Here is a 25,091-nt window from a genome sequence, read left to right on the forward strand (position 1 = left end):
TCGCTGGATCAATCGTCCGGCTGCAGGTCGCTTTCCGCAGGCGTCGCATCGACCGACTGCGCGGGACGGCCGGGCCGAGCGACAGGCACAGCCGCGTCGTCCTCTGCAATGGCTGGTGACCACGGACGATCGACGCCGCGGGGCCGGATCGCCGTGATTGCGTAGCCCTCAGCCATCTTGCGCAGGGCGAGCGGTCCTCGTCGCTTCAGCATTTCCTGATCCAACACCAGAGCGGCGCAATCGGTTGGCGGCTGCCGCAACGTCACGATCATAGCGGCGCGTGTGCAATCGTCCGAGAAAGCCTCCGGTTTCAGCGTCAACGCAATGATCGCGCCGTCAGCGGCCTGCACCACGCAACCTGAACCGTCGCATGACACGCCTTCCGTCAGCGACGGATCGGCGGCGTTGCGTGCATCGGCATCGGCCGCAAGCCATTCCCGCGACAGAAACGTATCTTTCGCCGTGCGCATCAGCCGCAGCCTGCCGTCCTTGGCGCGCACGCCGACGGTTTGTCCGTCGCCCGCCACCAGAATGTCCGGCTGCGGCGTGGTGAGCGCCCACAGCGCTGCCAGCGCAACGAGCCCTGCTCCGGCCCAGCGCAGCGGCGTACGCAACAGGCCCAAGACAATGATGCCCATGCTCATCGCCGCCAGCGGACCGGCGCCGAATGCCGCCAGCCGCCCGATCGCGCCCGGCAACGCCGCGACCCATTGCGACACCGCAACCATCCAGCCGATGCCGAGATCCATCAGCCGCCAGAACACGCCATCGAAGCCGAACGGCATGGCCAGCAGCCCCAGCAAACCTGCGGGCATCACCAGCACCGACACCACCGGCATCGCGGCGAGATTGGCCACCACGCCGTAAGGCGTCACGCGATGAAAATGAAACGCCGCGTAAGGCATGGTCGCAAGGCCAGCGACCAGCGACGCCAGCGCCAGCATGGTAATTTCCCGCCCGCCCCACAATGCCGCGCGCGCCACCTGAGAATTGTCCGGCGACGCGAACAGGTTCGGCATGCCGAGTTGCACCAGCGCCACAAGCCCGAGCGTGGCGGCGAACGACATCTGGAAACTCGGATGCACCAGCGCCTCCGGCGCGATGATAAGAACGATCATCGCCGCCACCGCGAGGGTGCGGAACGTGATGGCACGGCGATCCACCATCACCGCGATCAGCACCACCGCCGTCATGAAAAACGAGCGCTGGGTCGCAACCTCCGCCCCTGACAGCAGCAGATAGAATGCGGCTGCGAGGAAGGCCGCTGCCGCCGACCACTTCTTGATCGGGAACGTCACGGTCAGCGCGGGAAACAGCGCGAGCAACGCCCGCACCGCGAAGAACACCACGCCCGCCACCACGGCCATGTGATAGCCGGAGATCGACAGCACATGGCCCAATCCAGAGATGAACATGGCGTCGTTGACCGGCGCGGAAATCGCGTCGCGGCGGCCGGTCAAAAGCGCGGTGGCGATGGCGCGCGAATCGCCGCTCAGCACGCTGCGGATGCGCGCGTCGATCGCGTCGCGCATGTTCTGCATCGTCGCAGCATAACGCAGATACGCGCCTCCGGGGCGCGGCGCTTCGATCATCCTGATCGTGCCCATCGCGAAGCCCGATGCGCCGATGCCCTGAAAGTACATATCGCGGCCAAAGTCGTAGCTGCCCGGCCGCAGCGGCGACAGCGGCGGCTGCAATCGCGCTTTCAGTTCTACGAAACTGCCGACCGCCGGTGCGGTGCCCTTTTTGACCGAGAGCCGCACGCGCTCGAGTTTCACCTCACTGCGCGGAGATTCCATCTCCTCCACGCGCAACACGAAGCGGTCGGTGCGTTCGCGCTCGTCATGGGTTTCGACAAACCCCTTCATGGCAACGGAGAACATCGGCCGCGCCAGCACACCATGGGCGACCCGCGCGGTCTTCAGCGCAGCCGTGGCGAAGCCCGCCGACAACGCAGCCAGCATCACAACAAACGGAAAGACCGGATGCTGCCGCGCCAGGAAGGCGGCGATACAGAGCGCTGCCGCAGTCGCTGCAGCAACAGACGCCACCGGCTCGCGCTCCGCCGCGAAATACAAGGCGATGCCGGTGCCGAATGCGACCGGCACCCATGGCAGCAAACGGCCCGGCCCCGCTTCCGCGCGCAGCCAGCTTTTGAGAGCTTCGATCCACGACGACCAAACGCCGATGCCGCTGTCGGCGGCCGCTCCGGCACGCGCCGCATCGCGCGGCGGCCAGGTGCTGACCTGGCCGTGCGTCCGCCGCCGATCGCTGTCCCGACTGGCCATCGCGCCGCCCCGTCCGCGCGTTGCAGTGACGGGATGCTACTGACGAGCCGCCAGCCGGAACAGCGGAACGGATGCAGAATGCGCGGCTATATCTTCAGGCGATTGCCCGAACCTGCAACGCCACGCTTGATGAGAGAACGGCTCTCTGCCCTTCATGGCCGGGCCTGTCCCGGCCATGACGAACTCTGGCGAAGCGCCAAAATGCATTGGCGGCATTTGAGCTGGTCTCAGCCTTCTGACGCGACCTTGGCCCACGTATCGCGCAGGCCAACGGTGCGGTTGAACACCAGCTTGCCCGGCGTGGAGTCCCTGTCGCGGCAGAAGTACCCCTGCCGCTCGAACTGCATCGCGCCAGCTTCATCCGCGCCGGTCAGCGCAGGCTCGACGATGGCATTGACCACTTCGAGCGATGCCGGATTGACCTGCTCCGCGAAATTGGTGGCATCGGGCTGCGGCGCCGTGAACAGCAGATTGTAGATCCTCACTTCCGCCGGCACGCCGTGCGCGGCGCTGACCCAGTGGATCGTGCCCTTAACCTTGCGGCCATCGGGCGCGTTGCCGCCCCGCGTTTCGGGATCGTAGGTGCAACGCAGTTCGACCACGTCGCCCGCTGCGCTCTTGATGACGTCGCGGCAGGTGATGAAATAGCCGTAGCGCAGCCGCACTTCCCTGCCCGGTGCAAGACGGAAGAACTTCTTCGGCGGATTTTCCATGAAATCGTCGTGCTCGATGTAGAGCTCGCGGCCAAATGGAATCTGCCGCGTGCCGAGCGACGGCATTTCGGGATGGTTGACGGCGTCGAGCTGCTCGATCTGTCCTTCGGGATAATTCTCGATCACCACCTTGAGCGGACGCAGCACCGCCATGCGGCGCGGCGCGGTCTTGTTCAGCGTCTCGCGGACCACGAAATCGAACATGCCGATATCCACGGTGCTGTTCGACTTTGCGACGCCGATCCGCTTGACGAATTCGCGCAGCGCTTCGGCCGGCACGCCGCGCCGCTGCAAGCCCGCAAGCGTCGGCATGCGCGGATCGTCCCAGCCGGAGACGTGACCGCCGCGCACCAGTTCGGTGAGCACGCGTTTGGAGAGCAGCGTGTGGGTGACGTTGAGCCGCGCGAATTCATACTGGCGGGGCCGCGACGGCACCGGCAGGTTCTCGATGCACCAGTCGTAGAGCGGGCGGTGATCGGCGAATTCCAGCGTACAGATCGAGTGGGTGACGTGCTCGATGGCGTCGGATTGGCCGTGCGCGAAATCGTAGCTCGGATAAATGCACCACTTGTCGCCGGTGCGCGGATGGTGCGCATGGAGAATACGGTAGAGCACCGGATCGCGCAGGTTGATGTTGCCCGAGGTCATGTCGATCTTGGCGCGCAGCACGCGCGCGCCGTTCGGATACTCGCCCGCGCGCATCCGCGTGAACAGGTCGAGATTTTCATCGACGCTACGTTCGCGGAACGGGCTGTTCTGTCCCGGCTCGGTCAACGTGCCGCGCGTGAGGCGAATTTCCTCCTGCGTCTGGTCATCGATATAGGCCTTGCCGGCCCGGATCAGATGCTGCGCCCAGACGTAAAGCTGCTCGAAATAATCCGAGGCGAAGTGAAGATGCGATCCCCAGTCATAACCGAGCCAGCGCACATCGCGCTCGATGGCGTCGATATATTCCTGTTCTTCCTTGGTCGGATTTGTGTCGTCGAAACGCAGACTGCAATGCCCGCCGAATTCCTCAGCAATGCCGAAGTTCAGGCAGATCGACTTGGCGTGGCCAAGATGCAGGTATCCGTTAGGCTCCGGCGGAAAGCGCGTCACCACGCTCTTGTGCTTTCCGGACGCTAGATCCGCGGTGACAATATCGCGGATGAAATCGCCGCCTGCATCCGATACCGATTCGTCGTTCATTTTGACCCTTTCAAGCCAGCGTGGCAGTTCGCAAGTCCGCACCATTCGGCCGCACGTTCCTTTGCGAACTTGCGAACTGACGCCACACTGGAATCACAACTTCCAGTGTCCTTTAGAATCCGAAATTCGCTACGAAACAGGCTGGGAAAAGAGGCGAACTTCGGATTCAGGACATTGGGGCCTATGTGCCAAATCCGGGGGGCCGCGCCAAGTGCCGTGGACCCTCCCGGCCACGTCCCGATCCCGGATAAAATGCCCTTCCGGCACCTCGGCCGGGCACACCGGTTCCCCACCCCGTAAGGCCGGCGATAACCCTTCTCAATTCGCTCTGAGACAGCCCGCGGACGGTGTGATACACGCCCGCCGGTAACAATCCCGGGACCATTGACCGCCACCATGACCAAACCCGTCGTCACCCGCTTTGCGCCCTCTCCGACCGGCTTCCTCCATATCGGTGGAGCGCGCACCGCCCTATTCAACTGGCTCTATGCCCGCGGGCGCGGCGGCCGGATGTTGCTGCGGATCGAGGACACCGACCGCGAACGCTCAACCGACGCGGCTATCGCGGCCATTCTCGATGGCCTGCAATGGCTCGGCATCGAATGGGATGGCGAGACCGTCTACCAGTTCACCCGCGCCGCAAGGCACCGGGAAGTCGCCGAGCAGCTCCTCGCTGCCGGCAAGGCCTATTACTGCTACGCATCGGCAGAAGAACTGACCCAGATGCGTGAAACGGCCAAAGCCGAGGGCCGCGCCATGCGCTACGACGGCCGCTGGCGCGACCGCGATCCCTCGGAAGCCCCGCCCGGCGTCAAGCCGGTGATCCGGCTCCGCGCGCCGCAAACCGGCGAGACCGTGATCGAGGATCAGGTGCAGGGCCGCGTGGTCTGGCAGAACGAGAATTTCGACGATCTGGTGCTGCTGCGATCCGACGGAAATCCGACCTACATGCTCGCCGTAGTGGTGGACGATCACGACATGGACATCACCCACATCATCCGCGGCGACGACCACCTCATCAACGCCGCGCGTCAGAAACATATTTACGATGCGCTGGGCTGGGACGTGCCGGTCATGTCTCACATTCCGTTGATCCACGGACCGGACGGATCGAAACTGTCCAAGCGCCACGGCGCCCTCGGTGTCGACGCCTACCGCGCCATGGGCTACCTGCCGGCCGCGCTGCGTAACTATCTCGTGAGGCTCGGCTGGAGCCATGGCGATCAGGAGATCTTCTCGACCGAGGAGATGATTAAGGAATTCGACCTGCCCGCGGTCGGGCGCTCGGCCGCGCGCTTCGATTTCGCCAAACTCGAAAACCTCAACGGCCATTACATCCGCAACGCCGACGACAAGGCGTTGCTGGCAAGTTTCGAGGATGTGCTGCAATTCGTTCCGGGCGGCGCGGACCTTCGCGCCAAGCTGAACGACACCACCCGCGCCCAACTGCTGGCCGCGATGCCGGGACTGAAAGAACGTGCCAAAACGCTGATCGAACTGATCGACAGCGCGCAGTTTATTTTCGCCGAACGGCCGCTTCCCCTTGAGCCGAAGGCGGCTGCAGTCCTGACGCCGGAAACGCGGCAACTGATCGGAAAGCTCCGCACCGCGCTTGAAACGGTCACGCCCTGGGCGGCGGCCACCACGGAAGCAGCAATGCGGAGTTTCGCGGAGCAGAATAACCTCAAACTCGGGGCGATTGCGCAGCCGTTACGCGTCGCGTTGACCGGCCGGACCACCTCGCCCGGCATCTTCGACGTTCTGGCCGTACTGGGGCGGCAAACCTGTCTGGAACGCCTGCAAGATCAGGCCTCGGGATAATCAACGCCAATGCAGGGCAGCCCCAACTTTGGGTTGAGACCGCCTATCTTGCAGCGCACACAGCAATAAGCTACCCATTTGAGCCACGCTTCTGGAACAAAACGCTTACATCGCTATATGACCGCTGTAAGCATCGCTTCTTGCCCTGCGCAACACTCACCGGGGACTTCACGATGGATGCAAAGACAAACACCAAAAAAGCAACGCTGACGGTCGAAGGGAAGACCGTCGATTTCCCGGTCCTGAGCGGCACCGTCGGGCCGGACGTCATCGACATCAGCAAGCTGTATGCCCAGACCGGGATGTTCACCTACGACCCCGGCTTTACCTCCACCGGCAGTTGCGATTCCAAGATCACCTACATCGACGGCGACGCTGGTATTCTTCTCTATCGTGGCTATCCGATCGAACAGCTCGCCGAGAAAGGCGACTTCCTCGAGACCTGCTATCTGCTGCTTTACGGTGAGCTTCCCACCGCCGCTCAGAAAGCAGATTTCGACGATCGTGTGACCCGCCACACGATGGTTCACGAACAGATGGCCCGCTTCTTCCAGGGCTTCCGTCGCGACGCGCATCCGATGGCCGTCATGGTCGCATCGGTCGGTGCCTTGGCCGCGTTCTACAACGACTCCACCGACATCTCCGATCCGACGCAGCGCATGATCGCCTCCATGCGCATGATCGCAAAGATCCCGACGCTGGCCGCGATGGCCTTCAAATACAATGTCGGCCAGCCGTTCGTGTATCCAAAGAACTCGCTCGGCTTTGCAGCCAACTTCCTCAACATGTGCTTCGCGGTGCCCTGCGAGGAGTACAAGATCAATCCGGTGCTGGCCGAAGCGCTGGACAAGATCTTCATCCTGCATGCGGACCACGAACAGAACGCATCGACCTCGACAGTGCGCATCGCCGGCTCGTCGGGCGCCAATCCGTTCGCCTGTATCGCCGCCGGCATTGCCTGCCTGTGGGGGCCCGCGCACGGCGGCGCGAATGAAGCCGCGTTGCAGATGCTGGCCGAGATCGGCAGCGTCGACAAGATTCCGGAATTCATCGCCAAGGTGAAGGACAAGAACAGCAACGTCCGCCTGATGGGCTTCGGCCACCGCGTCTACAAGAACTATGATCCGCGCGCCAAGATCATGCAGCAGATGTGCCACAAGGTGCTGAAGGAAACCGGCCACGCCAATGACCCGCTGCTGCCGATCGCACTAGAGCTCGAGAAGATCGCGCTGAGCGATCCGTACTTCATCGACCGCAAGCTGTACCCGAACGTCGATTTCTATTCGGGCATTACGCTGAAGGCGATGGGCTTCCCCACTTCGATGTTCACTGTGCTGTTCGCGGTCGCGCGCACCGTTGGCTGGATCAGCCAATGGAGCGAGATGATCCAGGACCCGCAGCAGAAGATCGGTCGTCCACGCCAGCTCTATTCGGGCGCGACTTCGCGCGACTACGTCGGCATCGACAAGCGCAAGTAAGCGCGACCCCGTTCACGACACGGAAAGGCCGGTGCGATGCTCCGGCCTTTTCTTTTGGCAATGGAAACCGGCCTCGCCAGACGAGTCAGCGCAGCGTCGCTATGATTTCATCGGCGGCCAGTTCGCTGGGCTTCCTTCCGCCGGTCGACATAATCCCTTCGAGACGAGCGAAAGCATCCACCTGCCGCTGTCGCGCCGGCGTATCGCTGAGAATATCGCGTAACGCGGGCGCAAGTTTCTCGGCCGTGAAATCCTGTTGCAGGAACTCCGGCACGACATTCTCGCCGAGGATAAGATTGGTGAGAATAATCGACGGGGTCTGGATCACGCGCCGCGCAACGAAAGCCTCGATTTCCGTGACGCGATAGGCCGTCACCATCGGCACGCCGGCGAGCGCCAGTTCTAGCGTCACCGTTCCGGATTTTGCGAGAGCCGCGCGCGCCGTCCGGAAGGCGGCCCTCTTGTCGCTGTCACTGACGACGATCCTGGGTTGGACGGGCCAGCCTTCCGCAGCCGCCCGGACGCTCTCCAAGAGATCAGGCACTGTCGGCAGGACGGGCTCGAATGTGACGCCCTGGTCCCGCAACAGACGTAGCGTGTTGCCGAAGATCGCCATGTTGCGCTTGATCTCGCTGCGGCGGCTTCCGGGCAGCACCAGAAGCAGCGGCGGCGCGGCGGTCCTGCGCGCCAGCTCCTGGACATTCGGCCGGAGGGCATCGAGGTCTTCCAGCAGAGGATGACCGACATAGATACAGGGCGGCCCGCTGAGCCGGCGATGGACCTCGGGCTCGAACGGCAGCACCGCCAAAACCCGGTCGATATAGGCGCGCATTTTTTTCGCGCGGCCGCCGCGCCAGACCCACACCGTCGGCGAGACATAATTGACGATAGGGATCGACGGATCGCGAGCCCGCACGCGCCGCGCCACGCGATGGGTGAAATCCGGGCTATCGATGATGACAAGAACGTCGGGACGTTCGTTCAGCACCGCATCCGCTGCTTCGCGAATGCGCCGCAGGATCATCGGCAGTTTCTTTGGGATCGCCATGAAGCCGATGATCGACAATTCGTCGATCGAAACCAGCGACGCGAGTCCCTGCTCTGCCATGTGACGGCCGCCGATGCCGACCAGTTTCACAGAAGGTCCGAGCCGTTCGCGCAAGGCGGTCATCAGCCCCGCGCCCAGCCGGTCTCCGGATTCCTCCGCGGCAATCAGGAATATCGTCCGGGGCGCACCGGTGTCGCGCGCGCTCACTGCGGCAGTCCCGTAACGAACAGTCCGGCCTGATCGGCTTTCGCAATCATCACATCCGCCTCTGCGACGAGGGATTGGCCGGCAACGATGGCGATACCCGCAAGCCCCGCGACAACAAGACCCTCGACGGTCTTCGGACCGAGCGTCGGCAGATCGAACCGCAAATCCTGGGTGGTCTTGGGCATCTTCACCAGCACGCCACGCCCGGACCTGGCGCGAATTCGCTTTTCCTGACGCAGCCGCGCGACCCGCGCCAGAAGCCCGTCGGTGCCCTCGATGTCCTCGACCGCCACCACATGACCGTCGATAACGACCACCGCCTGCCCGATGTCGAACGGACCGATAGCCCGCATCAGGTCGCATCCCTTGGCGATGTCGGACAGAGCATCGACATCAGGGGTCAGGCGCGTGATGCTGCCTTCCGGCATCAGCAATTCGGGGGCGACATCGGAGATGCTGACAACGCGAAAACCGTATCGCTCGAAAATACGGCTCACGCCCGACAGCAAATGATCGTCACCGCCGCGCAGCGCGGCGGCAATCGCGGGGATTGCGCGCAAGGTGCCCCAATCAAGGCGAATCTCGGAGAGTGCGGGCCGCACCAGCCCGCCGATGAAAACGATGTCGCGGCAGCCTTCGGCGCGCAGCAGGCGCGTCAGCCGACCGACCTGCCCGAGCGCGACCCAGTGATGAGAAAACTTCGCGACCTGAACCGGATCGCAGAAGCCCCTGATGGCAAACAGGACTGGCGCGATCCCGCGTCCGCGCAAAGACTCCGCGACCGAGAACGGCAATACACCGCTTCCCGCGATGATGCCGACCGTGGAGGATATTGCGGGAGAGAGGGTCATCGGTGTTCGAGGTGGGCGCGCTCGGTCGATTTGTTGGGATTGTTGTGCGCCATGCAAATCGGACGTTTGTCGCCATTGTCGATAAAGGCGAGGATTTCGCTGATCGCAGGATCCGCGCCGGCCATCGGACGCAGCGCCTCAAGCCGCTCGGCAAAGATTCCACCGCCGTGAAACAGCTGCTGATAGAAATCGCGCACCACCTGCAGGCGCTGATGGGTGAAGCCGCGGCGGCGCATGCCGACGACGTTCAAACCCTCAAGATGCGCAAACTGGCCGCTGGCAAGACCATATGGAATGATGTCGTGCCGCAGCCCCGACACACCGCCGATCATCGCCTGATGTCCGATGCGCACGAACTGATGGGCCGCGGACAGCCCGCCGAAATAGACGAAATCGCCGATCTCGCAGTGACCGCCCAGCGTCGCGCTGTTGGCGAAGATCACCTTGTTCCCGACGATGCAGTCGTGGCCGATATGGGAATAGGCCATGAAGAAACCGTTGTTGCCGACGCGGGTCTTGCCGCCGCCTTTGACGGTGCCGACGTTCATGGTCACGCTTTCGCGGATAACACAGTTTTCACCGATCTCCAGCGTTGTCGGTTCGTCACGGTAGCCGAGATCCTGCGGTGCTGTTCCGAGTGACGCGAAAGGAAATACCGTGCAGCCGCCCCCGAGGGTGGTGTGACCCGTGACATTGACATGAGCGTGCAGCGTGCAGCCCGGGCCGATCTTCACATGTGGTCCCACGATGCAGTAAGGCCCGATCGAGGCGTCATCGCCGATCACGGCTCCGTCCTCAATTCGCGCGGTTGGATCAATCTTGCCCATTAAGCCCCTCGTGTCAGTGACTTCGCACAGCAGAAAATTTGCTCCCGCGAATGACATGACGATTTTATAACTCAACCCCACCCACCCCTTAGGGGATTGGCGGCACAAATGTGGTCATGAATTGTTACGTATGATGACGTGCGCAGCGCCAGCCGGTCAGTCGGCCAGCATCGCGCCGACGTCGGCCTGGGCGACGATTTCACCGTTGACCTTGGCGTCACCGTGAAACCACCACATGTCGCGCCGGCGCGTTACCAGCTTCATGTGATAATGAATGATATCCCCCGGCCCGGTCGGCTTGCGGAATTTGCATTTGTCGATGGTCAGGAAATACACCGCAGTCGGCCGGTCGGTTTCGGTCGACAGCATGCCGATCACGCCGGCGGTCTGCGCCATGCCCTCGATCATCAGCACGCCGGGATAGATCGGACGATTGGGAAAGTGTCCCTGGAATTGAGGTTCGTTGGCCGAGACATTCTTGATGCCGATGCCGCTAAAATCCTTCCGGATGTCGATCACCCGGTCGATCAGGAGCATGGGATAGCGATGCGGCAGGGTCTTCAGGATCTGCCCGATGTCCACGGCCTCGATGGTGATTGGGGCCTGCTCGTCCGTCATGTCTTTTCCTCGTCGCCCGAACCGGACGGCTTCGATTTGAGTCTTGCGCTGCCTTCGCGGCCGAGACGTTCGACTTCGAACAGCTCGCGAAAGAACTGCTTGATAGGCTTGGCCGGCGAACCGCCCCAACGCGCACCCGCCGGCACCTCGCCCACGATGCTGCTGCGCGCCGCGATCTGCGCGCCCTCGCCGATCGTCGCATGATCGCTGACGCCGATCCGCGCGGCAAGGACGACACCGTCACCCAGGGTGGAACTGCCCGCGATTCCGCTCTGGCTGACCACGACACAATTCCGGCCGATGACGACGTTGTGGCCGATCTGGACCAGGTTGTCGATCTTGCTGCCCTCGCCGATGACGGTATCGTTAAGCGCGCCGCGGTCGATGGTGCAGCCGGCGCCGATCTCGACCCCGTTCTGAATGATGACCCGGCCGGCCTGCGGTACCTTCAGGTGCCCCTTCGCCCCCATCATGTAGCCGAAGCCGTCCTGGCCGATCCGGCAGCCCGGATGGATGATGACGTCGTTGCCGATCAGCGCGCAGAGTACCGACGCATTCGCCCCGATATTGCAGTCGCGGCCGATCCGGACCCCTGCCCCTATCACCGCGCCCGATCCGATCACGGTTCCGGACCCTATTTCGACATCGGGCCCGACCACCGCCAGCGGATCGACCACCACACCGTCCTCGAGGTGAGCGGAAGGATGCACCACGGCGGCGGCGGCGACGCCGCTATTATCGAACCATGAGGTCGGTCGCAGCGTGTCGGGATACAGCATGCGCATCGCGATCACGAACGCACGGTACGGCTCCGCGACGCGGAGAACGGCGACATGGGAAGGAACGCTCCCCTCCAGCCGCTCGTTCACCAGACAGGCGCCCGCATGCGTCTGTTCGAGCTGCGCCGCGTATTTCTTGTTTTCGCAGAAGGTCAGATGGCCCGGCCCCGCACGATCGAGCGCCGCGGTGCCTGCAATGACCCGATCCGCACAGGATGAGTCCGCAAGCTGGGCCCCGGTCAGCGTGGCCAGATCCGCCAGCGTCACCGGCGAGGGCCGCTTAAAGAATGTCGGCTGCGCCATTCCACCCGCCGCGGTCAGGGAAATGCACTTTCCCGCGACTCGAACATGGGCGCGTTGAGGGAAAATGCCTGCAACTAAAAGAACGAGCGGATACCGGACGCGTGTCCGGTATCCGCCTGTGCGAAATGCGAGTTCGGCCCGAACTCAGAATGAAGTACCGCCGCCGAACCGGAATTCCTGCGTGCGATCATTTGCGCTCTTGGTCAGCGGGATCGCGTAGTCGAAGCGCAGCGGACCGAACGGTGACTGCCAGATCAGGCCCATGCCCACCGAGGTCCGGATGAGGCCGTTGTCGGCACCGACCGTCAGACACTCCGCAGTCGCTGCACGGCATGTCGGCCCCTCATAGCCAAACAATGAACCGGCATCGGCATAGACTGCACCCTTCAGGCCGACTTCCTTGGGCAGGAACCAGAACGGCATCTGCAACTCCGCCGATGCGCCCCAGTACTTCGTGCCGCCGAGCGCGTCGTTATAGGTGCCGGGCGTGATGTCACGCGGGCCGATGCCGACCGGCGCGAAACCGCGGACCAAGTTCGGCCCCATCTGGAAGTGATCCAGCATGCGGATGCCCTTGCCGGTGTCGGTCAGTACGCCACCCTGCAACCGAAGGACACCGATGATGTCGGACACGACCGGCGTATAGAGCTTCACGTCGCCGGTTGTCTTGAGGTAGCTCACGTCACCGCCGACGCCAGCGAAATCCTGGTTAAGGGTCGCGAGAATACCGCTGGTTGGGTCCTTGTTGTTGTCGAGCGTGTTGTAAGCCAACGAATATCCCACTGCGGACGTGATGACCGGGCCACTGGCAAGCCCTTCCTTCACAGCAACCGAAGCTTCGCCATCGCTGTAGCAATTCACACCACCAATTAGTGGGCTAAAACCTCCAGCAATCACATTAGGATCAGCCGGGTTGGCAGCAACATATGCCGGCGTTGGATTGAACGGCAAGTTAGTATTGCTGATGTTGTTATTACAGTTCGTCAGATACGATGGCAGCGTGATTTCCTGCTGCGAGATCGAGTAGCGCACCTGCAGGTTCAAGTCCTCGCGCAACTGGAAGCCGAGTCGCGGACTGAAGCCCATCGTCTTCGAATCATATGATACATAGCTCGAAGCGAGCTGTTTGCGCTGATAGAAATCGAGCCCCAGCGCGACACGGTAGCCGAGCAGATACGGCTCCACGAACGACAGCGAATAGCCCTGCGTGCGCTCTCCGTACTGCACAGACGCCTTCGCATACAGACCACGGCCCAGGAGGTTGCGCTCCGAGACACTGACTTCGCCGAGGAAGCCATCAGCCGTCGAATAGCCGCCAGACACAGAGAAGTCGCCGGTCGATTTCTCTTCAAGATCGACGTTCAGCACGACGCGATCGGATGACGATCCCGGCTCGGGTACGATCTTCACGCTCTTGAAGTAGTCCAGGTTCTTGAGGCGGCGCTCGGCGCGATCGACCAGCGCGCGGTTGTACGCGTCGCCTTCCGAAATATCGAACTCACGGCGGATGACGTAGTCGCGGGTTCGCGTATTGCCGCGAACGTTGATTCGCTCGATGTAGGTGCGCGGTCCCTCTTCGATGGCGAACACGATCGAAACGGTATGCGCCTCGAAGTTGCGGTCGCCGCGCGGCTTCACCGTCGCGAATGCGTAACCGCGGCGCGAGGCCTCGATCGACATTTCCTCGACCGACTTTTCCACGGCTTCGGCGTTATAGACCGAACCGACGCCCACGCGGGAAAGAGGACGGAAGGAGTTCGCATCGAGCGTCGCAATGCTCGACTGAAATTCAACCGAACCGACGCGATACTGCTGGCCTTCCTCGATCTTGAAGGTCACGAGGAAACCGCCGCGCGCCGGATCGTATTCCGTCAGCGCGGCGACGATCTGAACGTCGGCGTAGCCGTTCTTGAGATAGTAGCGGCGCAGAACGTCGCGATCGGCTTCGATGCGGTCCGGATCGTAGGTATCGTTGGAGGCGAGAAAGCTCAGGAAGTTGCTTTCGCGGGTCTTGATCTGATCCCTCAGCCGATAGGACGAAAAGGCCTGATTGCCGACAAACTCGATGGACTTGACGGTGGTCTTCGATCCTTCGGTGACCTCGAAGACCAGATCGACGCGATTATTCGGCTGCTCGATGATCTTGGGCTCGACCTTCACGTCGTAGCGGCCGTTGCGGCGATAGATTTCGGTAATGCGCGCGGTGTCGGACTGAACCATCGCGCGCGACAGCGTCCCACGCGCCTTGGACTGCACTTCAACCTGAAGCTGCTCGTCCTTCACCTTCTTGTTGCCTTCGAAGGCAACGCGTCCGATGACCGGGTTTTCAACCACGACCACGACCAGACGGCCGCCGGCGTTGTTGATCTTCACGTCCTGGAACAAGCCGGTCTCGATCAGAGCCTTGAGGCCGTCATCGATGCGGGCGCTGTCCAGACGGCCATTGGGGCCGGGCTTGAAATACGAACGGATGGTATCGGCTTCAATCCGGCGATTGCCTTCAACGCCGATGGAGGCTGTAGTCTGGGCAGAGGCCTGAGACGACACGAGCGACACCGTCGCCACCGCGGCGATCGGCAAAGCAACCATGATCAGGGCGGCGGCCAAGCCACCCCGTAGCACTCGCATTCCAACCATCATGCGCCAGGCGCCCTTGTCATTCCAAAGCCGATCCGTTTCCGGGCCGGGAGATTCCCCAAATGTTGCACTGCTTGTAGCCAATTTTACCCAGTGGGCAAACGTCCTTTCGCCACGCAATTCCAATTTCCCAACAAGACGTTGCTGATAGGCAACGCCTGCAAAAAAGCCGCAATCAGGAAGCCGCCAGATGCAGGATGTCGTTGTAGGTCGCAAACAGCATCAGCATTAGCACCAGAGCCAGCCCGACCCGGAAGCCGAGCTCCTGGGAACGTTCGGATAACGGCTTCCCGCGGATCGCTTCAACGGCATAGAACAAAAGGTGTCCGCCATCGAGCAGCGGCACCGGAAACAGGTTGAGCAGCCCGATCGAGACCGACAGTACCGCGGCAAGGTGAATCAATGCCGAAAGGCCGATGGTGGCGACCTGGCCTGAGATCTGGGCGATCCGGATTGGACCGCCGACCTGGTCGGCATTCTCGCGGCCCGTGAAAATTCCGCCGATATAAGCGACGGTGCGGTCAACGACGAACCAGGTTTCCTTCACGCCCAGCCAAACAGCGGTCGCGGGATTCACTGGTTGGGTGACGGTATCACCCGGCCCGGTGGCCCGGGTGATTCCAAGCACACCAACCCGATGGGCATTGCCGAAGCTGTCCTTGATTTCGCGCAGTTGCGGCGTGCCGTTCAGGGTGACGACGGTATCGCCGCGCTTCACGGTGAAGACCAGCGGCGTCCCCGCTTTGGTGCTCACGATCCGCTGCATCTCGGTGAAACTTTCGATCGCGCTGCCGTCGATGGCAGTGACGATGTCCCCGGGTTTGAAGCCGGCAGTTGCGGCGGCGCTGTTCTCCTGCACGGAATCGACGCGCGCGGTCTGGCTCGGCTTGCCAAAGAACGTGAACAGAGCCGCGAAGATGACGATCGCGAGCAAGAAGTTCGCAATCGGCCCGGCCGCCACGATAGCCGCGCGCGGACCGACCTTCTTGCCATGGAAGGAGACCTTGCGTTCCTCTTCCGTCATCGTGCGAAGCGCATCCGACGACGGGGTGCTGGCTTCGGACTCATCCCCGAAGAACTTGACGTAACCGCCGAGCGGAATTGCCGACACCTTCCAGCGCGTCCCGTGGCGGTCGTTGAAGCCGAACAGTTCCGGCCCGAAGCCGAGCGAGAACGTCAGCACCTTCACCCCGGCCCAGCGGGCGACGAGAAAATGGCCGAGTTCATGGAAGAAAACGACGATGGTGAGAACAAACAGAAAGGGGATGATGTAGCCGATCAGGCCATGACTCAACGTATTGAAACCATTCAGAAAAAAATCCACAACCCAATCCCTCACCGCTGGGCCGCCCGGCCCCGTTCCCCAACGCTCTAGGATGCCTTTAAGGCAATTTGAGGCAAGAGGGTGGCCGCTATTTTTCGCGCGTTATAGTCAACAGCGAGCGCGTCGTCCGCGGAACTCAAAGGCGCCAGATTTCCACCGCGAACGAACGCATTCATGGTGGCTTCGACCAGTCGCGCAATGGCACCGAACCTGATCTTCTGCGCGATGAAGGCCGCGACCGCGATCTCGTTGGCCGCGTTATAGACAGTCGTTGCGCCGTCGCCGGTCCGCAGCGCGTCGTATGCGAGTTTCAGTCCCGGGAACCGGTCGTAATCAGGAGCCTCGAACGTCAGTTGGCCAATTTTGGCGAGATCGAGCTTGGCCGCAGGGCCGACAATGCGATCCGGCCATCCGAGGCAATGCGCAATCGGCGTGCGCATGTCGGGCGATCCCAACTGCGCCATCACCGAGCGGTCGGTAAACTCGACCATACCGTGAACGATGGACTGCGGATGCACCAGCACGTCGATTTCGTCCGGCGACAGCGCAAACAGATACGAGGCTTCGATCACTTCGAGGCCCTTGTTCATCATCGATGCGGAATCAATGGTGATCTTCTGCCCCATGCTCCAGTTCGGATGCTTCAGCGCCTGCGCCAGTGTCGCCTGTTCGATGTCGGCCGCAGCCCAGGTGCGGAACGGTCCGCCCGATGCGGTGATGATGACGCGGGTCAGTTCCTCGCGGTTGCCGGATCCCAGCGCCTGGAACAGCGCATTGTGCTCGGAATCCGCCGGCAGGATGCAGGCCCCGGCCTTCGCGGCGCGCTGCATGAAGAAATCGCCGGCACAAACCAGGCATTCCTTGTTCGCCAGCGCGATGGTGGTGCCGCGATCAACCGCCGCAAGCGCAGGCTTCAATCCCGCCGCGCCGCTCACCGCCGCCATCAGCCAGTCCGCCGGCCGCTCGGCGGCTTCGATGATGGCGCTTTCACCGGCGCCGCAGGCAATGCCGGTACCCGCCAGCGCCGAGCGCAACTCACCGAGCAGCGACGCATCGGCCACGGCTGCGAACCGCGCGTTAAATTCCTTGGCGAGTTTCGCAAGTCCCGCGACATTGGTATTGGCGGTCAACGACTCGACGCGATAGCGCTCCGGCGAGGCTCGCAGCAGATCCATCGTGCTGTCGCCGATTGATCCGGTCGCGCCGAGAACGCTGATGCCGCGCACGGCGGTCGCCGAAGCCTTGTTGTTACGCAACGGAACTGCACTCATCGTATCACCAAACCATGAAACCGCGGCCGACGCCATCAAGGCCGCCACGCAGGAACCCGATAAACGCGGCGAAGACAATCGCCGCAACGAAACCGTCGAGCCTATCCATCAGTCCGCCGTGGCCGGGAATGATGTGGCTCGAATCCTTGACGCCGAACTGGCGCTTGATCGCAGACTCGAACAGATCGCCGAGTTGCGACACCACCGACAACATCGTGCCGAGCAGCAACAGCGGCAGCATTCTGCCATAACCGAGCAGAGCGAACGCCGCCGCGACCGCAAGACTGAGCACCAGTCCGCCGATCGCGCCGGCCCATGTCTTTTTCGGGCTGACGCGCGGCCAGAGTTTCGGTCCGCCGATGCCGCGACCCGCAAAGTAGCCACCGATGTCGGTCACCCAGACGACCAGCAGCACGAACATCAGCGCGAGAAACCCCGCCTCCGCATCGAGCCGGACGAGAATGGAAGCAATGACGGCCGCTGCCGCATAGACCATCCCACCCGCAACCCACAATCGCTGCTTTGAGGCGAAGATCGCAACGACTGCTGTTCCCGCGACGAGAATTGCAACGGCAACATCTGTTCGCCCGGCCACCATCGGCAGTCCGGCAATCACCAGCGCCGACACACCCGCGGCCACGAGGAAGCGATTGCGCGAGGCGCCGACGATCATCAGCCATTCGGCGTAAAGCAGCGCGCCCGCCGCCGTCACGAGACAGATCCATGGCCAACCGCCAATCCACGCGATGCCAATGGTCAGCGGCGCCAGCACCATCGCCGCCACAACGCGCAGGAAAAGATTGCTCGCGCCGGCGCCGGTTTCGGGAGTCTGTGGGGAGGTCTCCGGCGGCACGCCGCTCACGACGCGTTTTTCGCGACCAGACCGCCGAAGCGGCGTTCGCGGGTCGCGTATTCGGCAATCGCGCTTTCAAGCGCGGCCTTGTCGAAGTCCGGCCAATGGATCGGAACGAACACCAGTTCGCTATAGGCGGCTTGCCACATCAGGAAGTTCGACAGGCGCTGCTCGCCGCTGGTGCGGATAATGAGATCGGGGTCCGGAATGTCCGGTGCGTCAAGATACTGGCCCAGCGTTTCGGGCGTGATGGTGGCGGGATCGCGCTTGCCCTCGGCGACTTCGCGCGCGAGCCGCTGGGCCGCGTTGGCGATTTCCTGCCGCGAACCGTAGTTGAATGCGACGACGAGCGTGAGCCGCGTGTTGTTCCGCGTCAGTTCCTCGGCTTCGGTCAGCAATGCGCAGATGTCGGATTCCAGGCCCCCGCGCTCGCCAATCACGCGGACCCGCACGCCATCGGCATGCAGCGAGGCAAGATCGTTGCGGATGAAACGCCGCAGCAGCCCAAACAGATCGCCGATCTCGCTGGCAGGGCGTGACCAGTTCTCCGAACTGAAGGAGAAGATCGTGAGATAGGAAATTCCGAGTTCATGCGACGCGCGGACCACCTTGCGCAGCGCCTCGACGCCACGGCGATGACCTTCCGCGCGCGGCAGTCCCCTCGCCGCCGCCCAGCGTCCATTGCCGTCCATGATGATCGCGACATGCCGAGGCGCGTCGGCACGATCCGAGACCTCAGGCTTTGGCATGGCGCCGTTCGACATCGCGTGTTCTCTTAAACGGTGAGAATTTCTTTTTCCTTGGTCGCAAGCAGCTTGTCGACGTCGGCAATCGCCGCGTCCGTGGCCTTCTGCACATCACCCGAAAGACGCTTCTCGTCGTCCTCCGAAAGCTGGTGATCCTTCTCGGCTTTTTTCAGAACATCGAGTCCGTCGCGGCGAACATGGCGGACCGCGACGCGCGCGGCTTCGGCGTATTTGTGCGCCACCTTCACCAGTTCCTTGCGGCGCTCCTCGTTGAGTTCGGGAATCCGCAGGCGGATGACCTGGCCTTCGGTCGCCGGGCTGAGGCCGAGGTTGGAATTGACGATCGCGGTTTCGACCGCCTTCACCATCGATTTGTCCCAGACCTGCACCGACAGCAGGCGCGGCTCGGGCACGCTCACGGTGGCGACCTGGTTGAGCGGCATATGGCTGCCATAGGCTTCGACCTGCACCGGTTCGACCATCGAGATCGCAGCACGGCCGGTGCGCAATCCGCCCAGTTCGTGCTTGAGCGCGTTGATCGCCCCTTCCATCCGGCGCTTGAGGTCGTTGATGTCGAAATTCCCGGCGGCCATGTGATGCTACTCCTTCAGGTCCGATGCGGCCCGAAGCATCAGGCGCATCTTTATCTTATTGTTTCGGCGCGATTTTTTCAATTTCGCCCGATGAAATCCGTGCTTTTAGCCGGAGACGATCGTTCCCTTGCCTTTGCCGCTCAGAATGGCGCCGATCGACCCTGCCTCGGCGATCGAGAACACGATGATAGGCAACGAGGTCTCGCGGGCAAGCGCGAAGGCCGTGGCATCCATCACCTTATAGCCACCTTCAACAGCCTGCGAATGGGTCAGCCGCTCAAACCGCTTGGCGGACTTGTCCTTTTTCGGATCGGCGCTGTAGACGCCATCCACGTTGGTGGCCTTGAGCACCGCCTGCGCCCCGATCTCGGCCGCGCGCAGCACAGCCGTGGTGTCGGTGGTGAAGTATGGATTGCCCGTGCCCCCGGCGAGCAACACGATGCGCCCCTCGGCGAGATATTTGTGAGCCGCGCCGCGGGTGAACAGTTCGCAGATCTGCGGCATGACGAAGGCCGTCAGCGCCCGCGCCGGCTGGCCCTTGCGTTCCAGCGCCGATTCCAGCGCGAGGCAGTTCATGATGGTGGCGAGCATACCCATGGTGTCGCCGGTGGTGCGGGACACACCGCGCGAGGAGACCTCGACGCCGCGAAAGATATTGCCGCCGCCGACGACGACAGCGACTTCGACGCCGAGTTTGCGGGCCTCGATGAGGTCGCTGGCGATGCGATCGATGGTGGGCTGGTGAATGCCGAAGGGCTGATCGCCGGCGAGATACTCGCCGGAGACCTTGATCACGACACGTCGATAAGCCGGTTCACCCATGCGATCGCTCACTCTTTCGAATTGAGCGCATTCCCGAGCAAAACGGCTTTGCTGAATGCGCTCAGAACCTCGACCGGCGCGCGCAGATGCTCGTTACCCCTGCCCGGCAGCGGCGGCGACTTCAGCGGCGAAATCGGATTCCTGCTTCTCGATTCCCTCGCCCAGAGCATAGCGCACAAACCCGGTAACCTTGATAGGCGCCCCGACCTTGCCCTCAGCTTCCTTCACGGCCTGCGCCACGCTCTTGGCGTTGTCGTGAATGAAGGCCTGCTCCAGCAGGGTAACTTCCTTGTAGTAGGTCTTGAGGCCCGATTCGACGATCTTGGCGATCATCGCGTCCGGCTTGCCCTGCTGACGGTACTTGTCGGCCATGACGTCCTTCTCGCGGCGCACGACCTCGGGATCGAGGCTTGCGGCATCGAGCGCCTGCGGATTGGCGGCGGCGACATGCATGGCGATCTGGCGGCCGAGGGTCGCGAGTTCATCCTTCGCACCAGTCGATTCCAGCGCGACGAGCACACCCATCTTGCCGAGGCCGTCGAACACCGCGTTATGAATGTAGCTTGCGATGACACCGTCGCTCACGGACAGGTCCGCCGCACGGCGCAACGTCATGTTCTCGCCGATGGTGGCGATCGCGTCGGCGATGGCTCGCTCGACAGTGATGTCGCCGACTTTGGCGGCCTTGATCTTCTCGATATCGGTGCCGGTCTTCAGAGCGACCTGGCCGACCATCTTGACCAGGCCCTGGAACTGTTCGTTGCGCGCAACGAAATCGGTCTCGGAGTTGACCTCGACAACGACACCCTTGGTGCCCGCGGTGATCGCTGCGATCAGACCTTCAGCCGCAACGCGGCCGGCCTTCTTGGCGGCCTTCGAGAGACCCTTCTTGCGCAGCCAGTCGATGGCGGCTTCCATGTCGCCGCTGGTTTCGTTGAGCGCCTGCTTGCAATCCATCATGCCTACGCCGGTCTTCTCGCGCAGATCCTTGACCATTGCTGCTGTGATCGTTGCCATTGTGGAATGTCCTTTGCCTCTGCGGGCCGCGCGGCGCAGCGTATGCTGACAAGCCGGGTTCGACGCGCAGGATTTTAGTTAGCCGGAGAATGTCGCGGCCGGATGAACCGGCCGCGAGAAAGGGGCGAGGCTTATTCCGCTTCCGCGGTCAGCGCCTTCGACTGGGCAACCCAGCCATCGGCACGCGCCGGAAGACCGACTTCTTCGCCGATCTTGTGGGCGGTATCGTGATCGAGTTCGGCGATCTGCCAGAAGTGGAAGACGCCGAGGTCATTCAGCTTCTTCTCGATCGTGCCGGACACGCCGCTGAGCTTCTTGAGGTCGTCGGCAACGCCGCGCGGGCCAGCGAGCCCCTGGAAGCCTTCCGACTTTGCAGGCGCAACCGCCGCCTCCGGAATCGGGCTCGCCATCGCGCCGATATCAACGCCCGCACCACCCTGCGCGCGCGAAATGCCGTCGATCACCGCACGGGCGACGAGATCGCAATACAGCGAGATCGCACGGCCGGCGTCGTCGTTGCCGGGCACCACGTAGGAAATGCCCTTCGGGTCGGAATTGGTATCGACGATCGCAGCCACCGGAATATTCAGGCGGTTGGCTTCCTGGATCGCGATGTCTTCCTTGTTGGTGTCGATCACGAAGATCAGGTCAGGCAAGCCGCCCATGTCCTTGATGCCGCCAAGCGAACGGTCGAGCTTGTCGCGCTCGCGCGTCAGCGTAAGGCGCTCTTTCTTCGTGTACTGATTGCCTTCACCCGAGCCGAGCATCTCGTCGAGCTGGCGCAGACGCTTGATCGAACCGGATACAGTCTTCCAGTTGGTCAGCGTGCCGCCGAGCCAGCGCGAATTGACGAAGTACTGCGCGGAGCGCTTCGCGGCTTCAGCCACGCCGTCCTGTGCCTGACGCTTGGTGCCGACGAACAGCACGCGGCCGCCCTTGGCGACGGTGTCGCTGACAGCCTGCAACGCGCGATGAAGCAGCGGCACGGTCTGCGCGAGGTCGATGATGTGAATGTTGTTGCGGGCACCGAAGATGTAATCCGCCATCTTCGGATTCCATCGATGAGACTGGTGACCAAAGTGAACGCCAGCTTCCAAAAGCTGACGCATCGAGAATTCGGGTAGCGCCATAGTTCTATTCTCCGGTTGGTTCCTCCGGAAGCGTGTGAGCAATACGAGCCTTATGGCCCGGTTGCCACCGGACGGCCTTTGAGAGCCATGCTTCCGTGTGAGATGCGCGGCTTATACCCACGCGACCGTGGTTAAGCAAGCAAATCCGGCCGATTTTACGGCCGGATGCTGCCGATCCCGGTGCGGAGCGCTCGCTGCGCGATCCCCTAGCCCGGCGGTGGTCTTGCGGGCCTTGCGGCCGGTGCGGGCCGGGGCGCCGGGGCTGCGCGCGGCGGCGGCGGAGCCGGACGCGGGGCCATTTGCGGCCTCGGCGCCATTTGCGGACGCGGAGCCATTTGCGGCTGAGGCCGTGGGGCCATTTGAGACCTCGGAGCCATCTGAGGCCGTGGAGCCATGGCCGGCCGCTGGAATTGCGGCTGTGGCCGCGGCGCCATCTGCGGACGCGGAGCAGCCGCAGGGCGCTGGAACTGAGGCCGCTGGACCTGTGGACGGGGAGCCATCTGGGGCCGTGGCGCGGCCGTCGGCCTCTGGAACTGCGGCCGGGACTGGGCGGCAGGCCGTTCCGGACGGCCGGGCCTTGCCGCCGGTCCAGACGGTGCAGCGGTCTCCGGCTGCGCCGATGGCCGCGCAAGGCCGGGTCTGCCGCCGGGACTCCGGTCGAATCGTCCGGGGCGGCTATCCTGACCGGGCTGCGGGCCGGACACACTGGGTGCCGGCAAGGCATTGAGCAGCGGACGACCGCCCGGACGAGCCGCCGAACCGATTCCCGGCGTCTGTCCCGGCAGCAGGTTAGGCGCAGGAAGATTGCCTGGCCGTGAGATACCCTGCTGTGTCTGGCCCGGTCCGGGGCGGCTACGACCGGCAGCGCCGGGCAGCACACCCGCAGGCGCTGCTACACGGCCTTGCCGGATCAGATTGCCCCTGCGTTCAGCCGATGGCGGCAAGCCCGGAGCGAAAGCGGGACGGACCGTCGCTGCACTATCCAACCTGCCGGCCCGGCCGGGCCGGAATTGACCGCCAGGAGCAGTACGAGCATCGGCAGACGGCGGACGCCGGTTGATGATGGTGTTGATGACGTCCCTGTTGTGGATGTTCGTGAACAGGAAACGGTTCCTCGGCGGACGCACGTAGATCGGCGGCCGGATAAAGACCGGGATCGGAATGAATACCGGCTGCGGCAGATAATAGACGTCGTCGTAATACATCGGCGGATCAAGCACGATGAAATCGTCCGGCGGCGGCGGCAGGAAGAAGATCGGCGGCGGCGGTGGCGGCGCGAATGCGAACACCGGATCGTCGAACATCAGGTACGGCCGATCGACATACTCATATTCGTAGTCCAGCGGCGGCGGCACGTCGTAGGCATATTCGTCGAACGCCGGCGGCGGCTCGAGCGCAGCCGCGATGTTGGCAAGACGGCGGCGCGCGTCTGCGGCATGCGGTCCCTTCGGATAACGCTTCAGATACGACCAGTAGGATTGCTGCGTGTTGGCGCGGTAGGTCTGCCGCCAGGTGATCGCCTCGCGGCGCGCGGCGACGATCGCCCTCACCCGCTTCGCCATCGGATCGTCCGGATAAGCAGCGAGAAACGCTTCGTAGTCCGCAATCGTGTCACGCTCCAGCGCCGCAGTGTAAGCCTCCTGCGCGCTGAAATCGCGTATCGGCTTTGAGCGGGCGGTGGCATCCTGATTTGCCGCAACCGGCGGCGCATCGGGTGCGCGCTCGAAGAACACGAAGTCACCTTCGAGTTTCTGCGCATCCCACGGCACCTGCGCGCCCTTGGTGACATCGTTGACGCGAAGGCGCGTGCGGTTGAAAATTTCGGGAAGCGAAATGCCGCCCGTGCGGATCATCTCCGCCAGCGCCTGTGCATACGGTCCATAGTTGCCGGTCGGCGACGGGGCGATCGTGCCAGGCGCGGCGTTGAACGCGATCAGGCCTTTCGGCTCTGGCTCTATCAGCGCAAGACCGCCCGCGAGCGGCTGGCCGTCCTTCGCGAATGGGGGATTGTAGGCGGCATCGAGCACGACGACATTGGCCTTCAACGGCAAAGCCGACAGTTGCCGGATGTAGTCGCCGATCCGCAGGCCTTCGACCGGAACGTCAGTGTCGCGCGCCATGGCCGCATCCACCGGCGCGAAATAGTTTTCGCCCGCAAGCTGCAAGCCATAGCCCGCGAGATAAACCACCGCGACGGTATCCGGTCCCGCCGTTTTGGCTTTCTGGATGAAATCGCGGAAGGTCTGGCGCAACGTTTCGCCATCAAGATCGCGTGCGCCGACCACATCGAATCCCGCCGCCTGCAATGTCTGCGCGATGAGACCGGCGTCGTTTGCGGCGGTCGCCAGGGGTGCTGCCGGATAGTTGCCGTTGCCGATCACCAGCGCGATGCGGTTCTGCTGGGCCTGCGGTTGCTGTGTTTGCGTCTGCGCGTGAAGCGGCGACATCGAGGCGGCGGCAAGCAATACCGCCGCGACATTCAGGAGTCTGGCAATTCCGCGCATGAAACGTGTCCCCGTTCAGCCCATCACGCGCAGTCAATCCTGCGCCGCATGAACATTGTTTGAACGAAAGGTA

Annotated in this window: 19 protein-coding genes; 2 read left to right on the plus strand and 17 right to left on the minus strand. The window is 63.0% G+C overall.

Annotated features, from left to right (window positions below):
• Positions 1-8: 8 nt before the first annotated feature.
• Positions 9-2,288: a ComEC/Rec2 family competence protein gene (locus tag LVY71_RS13430; RefSeq protein WP_235100377.1), complete on the minus strand. Its 2,280-nt coding sequence runs from the start codon at positions 2,286-2,288 to the stop codon at positions 9-11.
• 227 nt (positions 2,289-2,515) lie between these two features.
• Positions 2,516-4,189, minus strand: a complete 1,674-nt coding sequence (locus LVY71_RS13435) for a glutamine--tRNA ligase/YqeY domain fusion protein (protein ID WP_235100378.1) — start codon at positions 4,187-4,189, stop codon at positions 2,516-2,518.
• 396 nt (positions 4,190-4,585) lie between these two features.
• Here LVY71_RS13435 and gltX point away from each other — a divergent pair, with 396 nt between their 5' ends.
• The gene (gene gltX / locus LVY71_RS13440; RefSeq protein ID WP_235100379.1) at positions 4,586-6,010 is read left to right on the plus strand and encodes a glutamate--tRNA ligase; all 1,425 of its coding nucleotides are present in this window, start codon (positions 4,586-4,588) and stop codon (positions 6,008-6,010) included.
• 173 nt (positions 6,011-6,183) lie between these two features.
• Positions 6,184-7,488 carry a citrate synthase gene (gltA, locus tag LVY71_RS13445; protein WP_235100380.1) on the plus strand — a complete coding sequence of 435 codons (1,305 nt, stop codon included), beginning with the start codon at positions 6,184-6,186 and terminating at the stop codon, positions 7,486-7,488.
• Positions 7,489-7,573: 85 nt separating this feature from the next.
• Here gltA and lpxB read toward each other — a convergent pair whose 3' ends face one another.
• From lpxB to LVY71_RS13520, 15 genes are all read right to left on the minus strand, one after another.
• Positions 7,574-8,743 (minus strand): lipid-A-disaccharide synthase, encoded by a 1,170-nt coding sequence (gene lpxB / locus LVY71_RS13450; RefSeq protein ID WP_235100381.1) that lies wholly within the window; start codon positions 8,741-8,743, stop codon positions 7,574-7,576.
• Entirely contained in the window at positions 8,740-9,594 is an 855-nt protein-coding gene (locus LVY71_RS13455) for an LpxI family protein (protein WP_235100382.1), read from the minus strand. The genes lpxB and LVY71_RS13455 overlap by 4 nt, the downstream gene beginning before the upstream one ends.
• A complete protein-coding gene (gene lpxA / locus LVY71_RS13460; RefSeq protein ID WP_235100383.1) occupies positions 9,591-10,421 on the minus strand; it encodes an acyl-ACP--UDP-N-acetylglucosamine O-acyltransferase in 831 nt (276 codons plus the stop codon). Before lpxA ends, LVY71_RS13455 begins: the two co-directional genes overlap by 4 nt.
• A gap of 156 nt (positions 10,422-10,577) precedes the next feature.
• A complete protein-coding gene (fabZ, locus tag LVY71_RS13465) occupies positions 10,578-11,039 on the minus strand; it encodes a 3-hydroxyacyl-ACP dehydratase FabZ (protein WP_235100384.1) in 462 nt (153 codons plus the stop codon).
• Positions 11,036-12,121 carry a UDP-3-O-(3-hydroxymyristoyl)glucosamine N-acyltransferase gene (lpxD, locus tag LVY71_RS13470; protein WP_235100385.1) on the minus strand — a complete coding sequence of 362 codons (1,086 nt, stop codon included), beginning with the start codon at positions 12,119-12,121 and terminating at the stop codon, positions 11,036-11,038. Before lpxD ends, fabZ begins: the two co-directional genes overlap by 4 nt.
• 144 nt (positions 12,122-12,265) lie before the next feature.
• On the minus strand, positions 12,266-14,761 hold the full coding sequence (gene bamA / locus LVY71_RS13475) for an outer membrane protein assembly factor BamA (RefSeq protein ID WP_235100386.1): 2,496 nt from the start codon (positions 14,759-14,761) through the stop codon (positions 12,266-12,268).
• A gap of 172 nt (positions 14,762-14,933) precedes the next feature.
• Positions 14,934-16,082 (minus strand): RIP metalloprotease RseP, encoded by a 1,149-nt coding sequence (gene rseP / locus LVY71_RS13480; protein ID WP_235100387.1) that lies wholly within the window; start codon positions 16,080-16,082, stop codon positions 14,934-14,936.
• Positions 16,083-16,129: 47 nt separating this feature from the next.
• Positions 16,130-17,353, minus strand: coding sequence for a 1-deoxy-D-xylulose-5-phosphate reductoisomerase (gene dxr, locus LVY71_RS13485; protein WP_235100388.1), 1,224 nt, complete (start codon positions 17,351-17,353; stop codon positions 16,130-16,132).
• Between the two features lie 4 nt (positions 17,354-17,357).
• Positions 17,358-18,215, minus strand: coding sequence for a phosphatidate cytidylyltransferase (locus LVY71_RS13490; RefSeq protein ID WP_235100389.1), 858 nt, complete (start codon positions 18,213-18,215; stop codon positions 17,358-17,360).
• Entirely contained in the window at positions 18,212-18,970 is a 759-nt protein-coding gene (locus LVY71_RS13495) for an isoprenyl transferase (protein WP_235100390.1), read from the minus strand. Before LVY71_RS13495 ends, LVY71_RS13490 begins: the two co-directional genes overlap by 4 nt.
• A gap of 11 nt (positions 18,971-18,981) precedes the next feature.
• The gene (gene frr, locus LVY71_RS13500; protein WP_235100391.1) at positions 18,982-19,545 is read right to left on the minus strand and encodes a ribosome recycling factor; all 564 of its coding nucleotides are present in this window, start codon (positions 19,543-19,545) and stop codon (positions 18,982-18,984) included.
• Between the two features lie 105 nt (positions 19,546-19,650).
• On the minus strand, positions 19,651-20,367 hold the full coding sequence (gene pyrH, locus LVY71_RS13505; protein ID WP_235100392.1) for a UMP kinase: 717 nt from the start codon (positions 20,365-20,367) through the stop codon (positions 19,651-19,653).
• Between the two features lie 93 nt (positions 20,368-20,460).
• On the minus strand, positions 20,461-21,384 hold the full coding sequence (gene tsf, locus LVY71_RS13510; RefSeq protein ID WP_235100393.1) for a translation elongation factor Ts: 924 nt from the start codon (positions 21,382-21,384) through the stop codon (positions 20,461-20,463).
• Between the two features lie 131 nt (positions 21,385-21,515).
• Positions 21,516-22,514: a 30S ribosomal protein S2 gene (locus tag LVY71_RS13515; protein ID WP_235100394.1), complete on the minus strand. Its 999-nt coding sequence runs from the start codon at positions 22,512-22,514 to the stop codon at positions 21,516-21,518.
• 206 nt (positions 22,515-22,720) lie between these two features.
• Positions 22,721-25,018 carry a caspase family protein gene (locus tag LVY71_RS13520; RefSeq protein WP_235100395.1) on the minus strand — a complete coding sequence of 766 codons (2,298 nt, stop codon included), beginning with the start codon at positions 25,016-25,018 and terminating at the stop codon, positions 22,721-22,723.
• Positions 25,019-25,091 lie beyond the last annotated feature (73 nt).

It is taken from the genome of Bradyrhizobium sp. G127 (genome assembly GCF_021502575.1).
In the GTDB taxonomy this organism is placed as follows: Bacteria; Pseudomonadota; Alphaproteobacteria; order Rhizobiales; family Xanthobacteraceae; genus Afipia.